Annotated in this window: 8 protein-coding genes; 2 read left to right on the top strand and 6 right to left on the bottom strand. The window is 71.7% G+C overall.

Going from position 1 to position 9,556, the window contains the following annotated elements:
* Positions 1-38 precede the first annotated feature (38 nt).
* From pgl to tkt, 5 genes are all read right to left on the bottom strand, one after another.
* Entirely contained in the window at positions 39-827 is a 789-nt protein-coding gene (gene pgl, locus ABZW03_RS30360) for a 6-phosphogluconolactonase (protein WP_355265233.1), read from the bottom strand.
* On the bottom strand, positions 824-1,933 hold the full coding sequence (gene opcA, locus ABZW03_RS30365; protein WP_355265235.1) for a glucose-6-phosphate dehydrogenase assembly protein OpcA: 1,110 nt from the start codon (positions 1,931-1,933) through the stop codon (positions 824-826). The genes pgl and opcA overlap by 4 nt, the downstream gene beginning before the upstream one ends.
* A complete protein-coding gene (gene zwf, locus ABZW03_RS30370) occupies positions 1,930-3,486 on the bottom strand; it encodes a glucose-6-phosphate dehydrogenase (RefSeq protein ID WP_355265251.1) in 1,557 nt (518 codons plus the stop codon). Before zwf ends, opcA begins: the two co-directional genes overlap by 4 nt.
* Positions 3,487-3,547: 61 nt before the next feature.
* Positions 3,548-4,690 carry a transaldolase gene (gene tal / locus ABZW03_RS30375; protein ID WP_355265238.1) on the bottom strand — a complete coding sequence of 381 codons (1,143 nt, stop codon included), beginning with the start codon at positions 4,688-4,690 and terminating at the stop codon, positions 3,548-3,550.
* A 91-nt stretch (positions 4,691-4,781) separates the two neighbouring features.
* Positions 4,782-6,881 carry a transketolase gene (gene tkt / locus ABZW03_RS30380; protein WP_355265241.1) on the bottom strand — a complete coding sequence of 700 codons (2,100 nt, stop codon included), beginning with the start codon at positions 6,879-6,881 and terminating at the stop codon, positions 4,782-4,784.
* Between the two features lie 463 nt (positions 6,882-7,344).
* On the opposite strand from tkt, the gene ABZW03_RS30385 reads away from it, so the two are divergent.
* Positions 7,345-8,292 (top strand): heme o synthase, encoded by a 948-nt coding sequence (locus ABZW03_RS30385; RefSeq protein ID WP_355265244.1) that lies wholly within the window; start codon positions 7,345-7,347, stop codon positions 8,290-8,292.
* A 50-nt stretch (positions 8,293-8,342) separates the two neighbouring features.
* On the opposite strand, the gene ABZW03_RS30390 is transcribed toward ABZW03_RS30385, so the two are convergent.
* Positions 8,343-8,984, bottom strand: coding sequence for a DUF2461 domain-containing protein (locus ABZW03_RS30390; RefSeq protein ID WP_355265246.1), 642 nt, complete (start codon positions 8,982-8,984; stop codon positions 8,343-8,345).
* Positions 8,985-9,134: 150 nt separating this feature from the next.
* Between ABZW03_RS30390 and ABZW03_RS30395 the strand changes: the two genes are divergently transcribed.
* On the top strand, positions 9,135-9,473 hold the full coding sequence (locus ABZW03_RS30395) for a hypothetical protein (protein ID WP_355265249.1): 339 nt from the start codon (positions 9,135-9,137) through the stop codon (positions 9,471-9,473).
* The last annotated feature ends 83 nt before the right edge of the window (positions 9,474-9,556 follow it).

Here is a 9,556-nt window from a genome sequence, read left to right on the forward strand (position 1 = left end):
GCCACCGTCGATGACGGTGGCGCCCCTTTCGTGTGCCCTTACGCCGAGGCCGGCGGGTAGAGCTGCGGCGGGATCCGCTCCGCGGCGGCGCGGTCCAGCAGCCACAGGGTGCGGCTGCGGCCGTACGCGCCGGAGGCGGGCGCCTGGAGCTCGCCGGGGCCGGACAGGGCCAGCGCGACCGCGCCCGCCTTGTCCTCGCCGGCGGCCAGCAGCCAGACCTCGCGGGCGGTGCGGATCGCCGGGAGGGTGAGCGAGATCCGGGTCGGCGGGGGCTTGGGGGCCCCGCGCACGCCGACTACGGTCAGCTCGGTCTCCCGCACGCCCGGGTGCTCCGGGAAGAGCGAGGCGACATGGGTGTCCGGGCCGACGCCGAGCAGCAGCACGTCGAAGGCCGGGACGCCGAGCCGGTCGCCCGGGCCGGCCGCCTTCGCCAGCTCCTCGGCGTAGCGGGCCGCGGCGGCCTCCACGTCCGAGCCGTCCACCCCGTCCGAGGCGGGCATCTCGTGCACCCGCGCCGGGTCGAGCGGGACGGCGTCCAGCAGCTCGGCGCGGGCCTGGACGGCGTTGCGGTCCGGGTCGGCGGCGGGCAGGAAGCGCTCGTCGCCCCACCAGAGGTCCAGCCGGCCCCAGTCGACCGCGTCGCGCGCCGGGGAGGCGGCGATCGCGGCCAGCAGGGCGTTGCCGTTGCGACCGCCGGTGAGCACCACCGAGGCGCTGCCGCGGGCGGCCTGGGCGTCCACGATCCGGGTGATCAGCCGGGCCGCGGCCGCCTGGGCCATCAGCTCCTTGTCCCGGTGGACGACCAGCTGCGGGGTCGCGTTGGTCATGCGCCGTCCTTGGTGGTGCGCTTGCCGGAGGCCTTCCGGGCCGGCTTCCGCTCCGCCGCCTCGGCGGTGGTCCGGTCCGGGTTGGCCACGGCGGCCTCGGCGGCCTCCTCGACGGCGACCTCGGCCTCCACGGCGACCTCGCGGGCGATCTTCGCGGCCGCCGCGGTCTCCGCGTTGGCCGGCTCGCGCAGCCGCTCGACGGGCGTGCGCACGGCCGTCGCGTAGATGTCGTCCGGGTCCAGGCGGCGCAGCTCCTCGGCGATCAGCTCCGAGGTCTCGCGCCGCTTGAGCGCCACCTGGCGGTCCGGCGAGCCGGGCATGGACAGCGTGCCCATCAGGCCGTCCGGGCGGTCCAGGGTGATGTCCCCGTCCTTGGTGCGCAGGTGCACCGCGGTGATGCCGGGGCCGTTGGTGACGACCCGCTCGACCGGCACGTGCAGCCGGTTGGTCAGCCAGAGGCCGAGCAGCTCGACGCTGGGGTTGTAGGACTCGCCCTCGACCACCGCGGAGACGATGGTGGACGGGCGCTGGTCCAGCGCGGCGGCCAGCATCGAGCGCCAGCCGGTGACCCGGGTCCAGGCCAGGTCGGTGTCGCCCGGGGTGTAGCTCTGCGAGCGCTCGGCGAGCTGGCCGACCGGGGACTCGGCGGTGACGGCGTCGGTGATCCGGCGCTGGGCGAGCGAGCCCAGCGGGTCCCGCGCCGGGTGCAGCGGCGCGTTGTCCGGCCACCAGACGACGGTCGGGGCGTCCGGCAGCAGCAGCGGCAGGACCACCGACTGGGCGTGCGCGGCGAGTTCGCCGTGCATCCGCAGGACGACCGTCTCGCCGGAGCCGGCGTCCGAGCCGACCAGGATCTCGGCGTCCAGCCGGGTCTCGGCCCGGGCCCGGGGCGAGCGCCCGGCGCGCTTGATCACCGCGAGGGTGCGCATCGGGTGCTCGCGGGAGGCGTCGTTGGCGGCCTTGAGGGCGTCGTAGGCGCTGCCCTCGTCGGTCACGATCACCAGGGTGAGCACCATGCCGGCGGCGGTGGCGCCACTGCCCCGGCGCGCCTCCATCAGTGCGGCGTTGATCTTGCTGGACGTCGTGTTGGTGAGGTCGATCTTCATGGCCGGCGCCAGCTCCTGCCGTCTCGTGCGAGCATCTCGTCCGCCTCGGCGGGGCCCCAGGTCCCCGCCGCGTACTGGGCGGGCTTGCCGTGGGCGTCCCAGTACTTCTCGATCGGGTCGAGGATCTGCCAGGAGAGCTCGACCTCCTGGTGCCGCGGGAACAGGTTGGCGTCGCCGAGCAGCACGTCGAGGATGAGCCGCTCGTACGCCTCCGGGCTGGATTCGGTGAAGGACTCGCCGTAGGCGAAGTCCATCGTGACGTCCCGGACCTCGAAGGAGGTGCCCGGCACCTTGGAGCCGAACCGCACCGTCACGCCCTCGTCCGGCTGGACCCGGATGACCAGGGCGTTCTGCCCCAGCTCCTCGGTCGCGTAGGAGTCGAACGGCAGGTACGGGGCGCGCTGGAAGACGACCGCGATCTCGGTGACCCGGCGGCCCAGGCGCTTGCCGGTGCGCAGGTAGAACGGGACGCCCGCCCAGCGGCGGTTGTTGATCTCCAGCTTGATGGCCGCGTAGGTGTCGGTCTTGGACTCGGGGTCGATGCCCTCCTCGTCCAGGTAGCCGACGACCTCCTCGCCGCCCTGCCAGCCGGCCGCGTACTGGCCGCGCACGGTGTGTTGGCCGAGGTCGGCCGGGAGCTTGACGGCGCTGAGCACCTTGAGCTTCTCGGCGACCAGCGCCTTCGGGTGGAAGGAGGCGGGCTCCTCGATGGCGGTGAGCGCCATCAGCTGGAGCAGGTGGTTCTGGATCACGTCACGGGCGGAGCCGATGCCGTCGTAGTAGCCGGCCCGGCCGCCGATGCCGATGTCCTCGGCCATGGTGATCTGCACGTGGTCGACGTACGACCGGTTCCAGATCGGCTCGAACATCTGGTTCGCGAAGCGCAGCGCCAGGATGTTCTGGACCGTCTCCTTGCCCAGGTAGTGGTCGATCCGGAAGACCTCGTCCCGGGGGAAGACCTCGTGGACGACCTTGTTGAGCTCCTGCGCGCTCTCCAGGTCGTGGCCGAAGGGCTTCTCGATGACCGCGCGGCGCCAGGAGCCCTGCGGCGGGTCGGCCAGGCCGTGCTTCTTGAGCTGCTGGACGACGGTCGGGAAGAACTTCGGCGGGACGGACAGGTAGAAGGCGAAGTTGCCGCCGGTGCCCTGGGCCTTGTCCAGCTCCTCGATGGTCTCGCGCAGCTTGTCGAAGGCCTCGTCGTCGTCGAAGGTCCCGTGGATGAAACGCATGCCCTTGGCGAGCTGCTGCCAGACCTCCTCCCGGAACGGGGTGCGGGCGTGGTCGCGGACGGCGTCGTGGACCTCCTTGGCGAAGTCCTCGTCGTCCCACTCGCGGCGGGCGAAGCCGACGAGGGAGAAGCCCGGCGGAAGCAGACCGCGGTTGGCCAGGTCGTAGATGGCCGGCATCAGCTTCTTGCGGGACAGGTCGCCGGTGACCCCGAAGATGACCAGACCGGACGGCCCCGCGATGCGCGGGAGCCGTCGGTCGGAGGGGTCACGAAGCGGGTTGACGGGGGAGGACGGGAGGTCTTCCGCGTCCGATTCCGGAGTCAACTCGGGGAAATCAGTGCTCACTTGATGGGCTCCGCTTTCGTGCGCTGGCTGTGAGAAGCGGTCACTTCTCGTCGGCGAAGGCGGCGAGCGAGGCGGTGACGGTGTCGAGCAGCTCGTTCCAGGACTGCTCGAACTTCTCCACGCCCTCGTCCTCCAGCAGCTGGACGACGTCGTCGTAGTCCACGCCGGCGGCGGCGATCGCGTCCAGCACGGCCTTGGCGTCGGCGTAGTTGGGGACGATGGTGTTGCCGGTGACCACGCCGTGGTCGGCGGTGGCGTCCAGGGTGGCCTCGGGCATCGTGTTCACGGTGCCGGGGGCGACCAGCTCGGTGACGTACAGGGTGTCCGGCAGGGCCGGGTCCTTGACACCGGTGGAGGCCCACAGCGGGCGCTGCGGCTTGGCGCCGGCGGCCTCCAGGGCCTTCCAGCGGGCGCTGCCGGCGGTCGTGCCGTCGACGCTGCCGAAGACCTCCTCGTACGCCTGGTAGGCGAGGCGGGCGTTGGCCAGGGCGGCCTTGGAGCGCAGGTTCTTGGCGTCGCCGCCGATCTTGTCCAGGCGCTTGTCGATCTCGGTGTCCACGCGGGAGACGAAGAAGGAGGCGACCGACTCGATCTGGGAGAGGTCCAGGCCCTTGGCCTTGGCGGCCTCCAGACCGGTCAGGTAGGCGTCGATGACGGCCTTGTAGCGCTCCAGCGAGAAGATCAGCGTGACGTTGACGCTGATGCCCTTGCCGATGACCTCGGCGATCGCGGGCAGACCGGCCTTGGTGGCGGGGATCTTGATGAAGACGTTCGGGCGGTCGACCAGCCACCACAGCTGCTTGGCCTCGGCCACGGTGGCGGCGGTCTCGTGCGCCAGGCGCGGGTCGACCTCGATGGAGACCCGGCCGTCGCGGCCGTTGGAGGCGTCGTAGACCGGGCGCAGCACGTCGGCGGCGTCGCGCACGTCCGAGGTGGTGATCATGCGGATCGCCTCGTCGGTGGTGACCTTGCGGACGGCGAGGTCGCGCAGCTGGCCGTCGTAGGAGTCGTCGCCGGAGCCGGCGATGGCCTTCTGGAAGATGGTCGGGTTGGTGGTCACGCCCACCACGTGCTTGTTCTGCACCAGTTCGGCCAGGTTGCCGGAGTTGAGCCGCTTGCGGCTGAGGTCGTCCAGCCAGATCGCAACGCCTTCGTCGCTGAGGCGCTTCAGTGCGTCAGTCATGGTGCTTCAGTCCCTTGTTCTTCGTGCTTCGTGGGGTGGTCGGGAGGGCCGGGGCGCCGATGTGCGGTCGGGCGCCCCGGCCGGGTGCCGCTTAGCGGTTGACGGCTTCGAGGGAGCGCAGGGCGTTGTGGGCCTCGGCCACGACGCGCTCGGCGGTGATGCCGAACTCCTCGAACAGCACCTTGTAGTCGGCGGAGGCGCCGAAGTGGTCCAGCGAGACGATCCGGCCGTGGTCGCCGACCAGCTCGCGCCAGCCCTGGGCGATGCCGGCCTCGACCGACACCCGGGCCTTGACCGACGGCGGCAGCACGCTGTCGCGGTAGGCCTGGTCCTGCTCCTGGAACCACTCGAAGGACGGGATCGACACCACGCGGGTGGCGATGCCCTCGGCCTCCAGCGCCTCGCGGGCCTGGACGGCGAGCTGGACCTCGGAGCCGGTGCCGAGCAGGATCACCTGCGGGTCGCCGGTGGAGGCCTCGGCCAGGACGTAGCCGCCCTTCGCGGTGCCCTCGGCGGAGCCGAAGACCTCGCGGTCGAAGGTCGGGACGCCCTGGCGGGTCAGGGCCAGGCCGACCGGGCCGGGGTGGCTGGTCTGGCGCTCGACGATGGTGCGCCAGGCGACGGCGGTCTCGTTGGCGTCGGCCGGGCGGACCATGGCCAGGCCCGGGATGGCGCGCAGCGAGGCCAGGTGCTCGACCGGCTGGTGGGTCGGGCCGTCCTCGCCGAGGCCGATCGAGTCGTGCGTCCAGACGTAGGTGACCGGCAGCTTCATCAGCGCGGCCAGGCGGACGGCCGGGCGCATGTAGTCGGCGAAGACCAGGAAGGTGCCGCCGTAGACGCGGGTCTTCCCGTGCAGCGCGATGCCGTTCATGGTGGAGCCCATGGCGTGCTCGCGGATGCCGAAGTGGATCGTCCGGCCGTACGGGCTGGCCGACTTCAGCGGGTTGCCCTCGGGGAGGAAGGAGCTGTCCTCGTCGATGGTGGTGAGGTTGGACTCGGCGAGGTCGGCCGAGCCGCCCCACAGCTCCGGGATCACCGCGCCGATCGCCTTGAGGGTGTCGCCGGAGGCCTTGCGGGTGGCGACGTCCTTGCCGGCCGGGAAGGTCGGGACGGCCTTCTTCCAGCCCTCGGGCAGCTCGCCGGCCTCGATCCGGTCGAACTCGGCGGCGCGCTGCGGGTTGGCGGCGCGCCAGGCGTCGAAGGACTGCTGCCACTGGTCGCGGGCGGCCTTGCCGCGGGTGATGACCTGGCGGGCGTGCCCGATGACCTCGTCGCTGACCTCGAAGGTCTTCTCCGGGTCGAAGCCCAGGACCTTCTTGGTGGCGGCGATCTCGGCGGCGCCGAGCGCGGAGCCGTGGGCCTTGGCGGTGTTCTGGGCGTCCGGGGCCGGCCAGGCGATGATCGTCCGCATCGCGATCATGGACGGGCGGGAGGTCTCGGCCTTGGCGGCGTCGAGGGCGGCGGCGAGGGCGGCCACGTCGATGTCGCCGTTGTCCTTCGGGGTGACCCGCTGGACGTGCCAGCCGTACGCCTCGTAGCGCTTGAGGACGTCCTCGGAGAAGGCGGTCTCGGTGTCGCCCTCGATCGAGATGTGGTTGTCGTCGTAGACGGCGACCAGGTTGCCCAGCTTCTGGTGGCCGGCCAGCGACGAGGCCTCGGCGGAGATGCCCTCCTCCAGGTCGCCGTCGGAGACGATGGCCCAGATGGTGTGGTCGAAGGGCGACTCGCCGGCCGGGGCCTCCGGGTCGAACAGGCCGCGCTCGTAGCGGGCGGCCATCGCCATGCCGACCGCGTTGGCGATGCCCTGGCCGAGCGGACCGGTGGTGGTCTCGACACCGGCGGTGTGGCCGTGCTCGGGGTGGCCGGGGGTGCGGCTGCCCGCGACGCGGAAGGCCTTCAGGTCGTCCAGCTCCAGGCCGTAGCCGGAGAGGTAGAGCTGGGTGTAGAGGGTCAGGCTGGTGTGCCCGGGGGAGAGGACGAAGCGGTCGCGCCCGACCCAGGACGGGTCGGTCGGGTCGTGGCGCAGGAACCGCTGGAAGATCAGGTACGCGGCCGGGGCCAGCGACATGGCCGTCCCGGGGTGTCCGTTTCCGACCTTCTGGACAGCGTCCATGGCCAGGACGCGCGCGGTGTCAACCGTGCGCTCGTCCAGATCGGTCCACTCGAATGCGTTCGTCGGCGCAGTGCTCACCCTGTCTCAGGGCTCCTTCCGTATTGAAGAGTGACCCCGTGAATGGGGACCGGGTCGGCCACGGCGCTGTGGTCCCGACGCTGGGTGGTGCCGGTCACGGAGGGTAGATCCCGCTTCTGCGTGCGAGCCTACCGTCCGGGCCGTGACTCACCCTCCGTGCTGGGACAACCGGCAATTCCGCATGCAGATTCCCACTGGAACGGTCGGACTAGATTTGTCCCAGACTCTCCCGATTCGCGGCCCCGCGCCGCTCCGGTGGTCAGGACGGGCGAGCGGGCCCCGCCGGGGGCTCCGGCGGCCCCGTCCGGGCGGTTCACCCGGGGGTGTGCGTTCCGCCTCGCCCGGGGGACCCCGGAGCCGGATGCGATATATGGAGCGTCTATGGTGTCGTGGTACGCGCAGAGCGGACGATTCGGGACCCTTCGTTCCTGTGGACGCCTGCGAGGATTCATCTTCAGTTGGGGTGTTAGTGACCGCCGTCGAAACCCGTCCCGCCGGGGTCACCGGGGCGACTCCTGCGCACCGGCCCATCGGGGCCCGTGTCGGCGCGTTCGTCGCACTGACCAAGCCGCGGATCATCGAGCTGCTGCTGATGAGCACCGTGCCGGTGATGTTCCTGGCCCAGCAGGGCGTGCCGAACCTCTGGCTGGTGCTGAAGGTCGTGGTCGGCGGGTACCTCTCGGCGGGCGGTGCCAACGCCCTCAACATGTACATCGACCGGGACATCGACGCGGTCATGTCGCGCACCGAGCGGCGGCCGATCGTCACCGGGATGGTGTCGCCGCGCGAGGCGCTGGTGTTCGGCATCACGCTGGCCGTCGTCTCGACCGTGCTGCTGGGCTACGGGGTCAACTGGCTGTCCGCCGGGCTGGCGCTGGGCGCGCTGCTGTTCTACGTGTTCGTCTACACACTGGGGCTCAAGCGGCGCACCTCGCAGAACATCGTCTGGGGCGGCATCGCCGGCTGCATGCCGGTGCTGGTCGGCTGGTCCTCGGTGACCGACTCGGTGTCCTGGGCCGCGGTGGCGCTGTTCCTGGTGGTGTTCTTCTGGACGCCGCCGCACACCTGGGTGCTGTCCATGAAGGTCCGCGAGGACTACGAGCGGGCCGGCGTGCCGATGCTGCCGGTGATCAAGGGCAACGTGGCGGTCGGCAAGCAGGTCGTCGTCTACTCCTGGGTGATGGTGGCGACCTCGCTGGCGGTCTGGCCGCTGGGGCACATGAGCTGGCTGTACCCGGTCGCCGCGGTGGTGCTGGGCGCGGCCTGGCTGCGCGAGGCGCACGCGCTGTACGGGCGGGCCAAGGCCGGGATCGTGGGCGCGAAGCTCAAGGAGATGCGGCTGTTCCACTGGTCGATCACCTACCTGTCGCTGCTGATGGTGGTCTGCGCGATCGACCCGTTCGTGAAGTAGAGGCTTGCGAGGAGAGCCCCGGTCCAGGCGGACCGGGGCTCTTCGCGTTCTCAGCGGGCGGGCAGCTCGGAGGGGCCGACGTGGCCGTCCAGCCAGTCCCGCAGCGGCTGGGAGGCGTGCAGGAAGCCGGTGATCCGGGTGTAGGCGGCGCGGGTGCCCAGCCACTTCGCCGGCTCCCACTCCTGCCAGGCCACCAGGCCCTTGTGGCGCAGCAGGCCGATCCTGGGGTGGTCCTTGGGGTAGCCGCGCGGGGCCGACTTCAGGGAGTCCCGGCCGACCACCAGCGGGCCCTGCTGCTCCACCCGGGCGATCACCCGCTCCAGCTCGGCGCCGTTGACGTCCTCGGCGACGGCGGCCCGGTAGCGCTCCAGCTGGTCCGGGGCGAGCTGGTAGAAGCCGTTGCCGCAGGCCAGGCCGTCGGCGGAGAGCTGGATGTAGCCGCCGCTCTCCAGGTGCGCGCCGATGTGCGTCTTGTACGGGGACTTGTCGGCGCTGAACCGGACGTCACGGTTCGGGCGGAAGACCTTCCCCGGCCCGAACTCGGGCTCCAGCTCGGCGAGCAGCCGTTCCATCGGGGCCCGTACGGCCTCCTCGTACTGCCCCTTGTGGGCCTGCCAGAAGGTCTTGGAGTTGTCGGCCTCCAGGCGCTCGTAGAACTCGAGCGCCTCGTCCGGCCAGCCGGTGAACGTCACCTCTCCAGTATGTGTCCCGGTGCACAGGGCGCCCCTGTCGCCAGCTCCGCTACCGGTGGGTAGCATGCGGGACATGAGCGAGCGAAGCGAGCGAGTCATCAAGAGGTGCGCGTGGGCGAATGCCCCTGCCGAGCGGAGCGAGGCGGGCGCATGAGCAGCGCAGAGACCGCCACCGCCGCCGCGCCGGACGCCCGTGCCGAGCGCCGCGCCAAGCGCATCGCCAAGAACCTGACCAGCTTCGCCCGGCAGCACGGCGGCAGCGCCGACGCGGTCGTCGAGTACGTCGGCGCCGTGGCCACCCGGATCGTCGTGGTGGGCGCGGACGGCGCCTGGGGCGACCAGGTGGCCCCCAGCTACGCCGTCGGCCGCCGGGCCGCGGAGCTGGCCGGGCTGACCCTGCACGACGACTTCGAGGGCGAGCTGGGCCTCAAGGTGAAGACCGGCGCGTACGAGTGGAAGCGGATGGCCGGCATCCAGCTCGGCGGCTGACTCCGGCCCCGGACGCGGCGACGGCCCGGTTCCCCCTTCGGCGCGCCACTCGGCAAGAGGGCGCCGACATCTCGCAGTTCCTG

Origin of the sequence: Kitasatospora sp. NPDC004799 (assembly GCF_040609095.1) — a bacterium.
Taxonomy (GTDB): domain Bacteria; phylum Actinomycetota; class Actinomycetes; order Streptomycetales; family Streptomycetaceae; genus Kitasatospora.

Coding starts and splice junctions, on each gene's coding strand:
- ABZW03_RS30395 (WP_355265249.1), top strand. CDS start 9,135: ATGAGCAGCGCAGAGACCGCCACCGCCGCCGCGCCGGACGCCCGTGCC.
- tal (WP_355265238.1), bottom strand. CDS start 4,690: ATGACTGACGCACTGAAGCGCCTCAGCGACGAAGGCGTTGCGATCTGG.
- pgl (WP_355265233.1), bottom strand. CDS start 827: ATGACCAACGCGACCCCGCAGCTGGTCGTCCACCGGGACAAGGAGCTG.
- opcA (WP_355265235.1), bottom strand. CDS start 1,933: ATGAAGATCGACCTCACCAACACGACGTCCAGCAAGATCAACGCCGCA.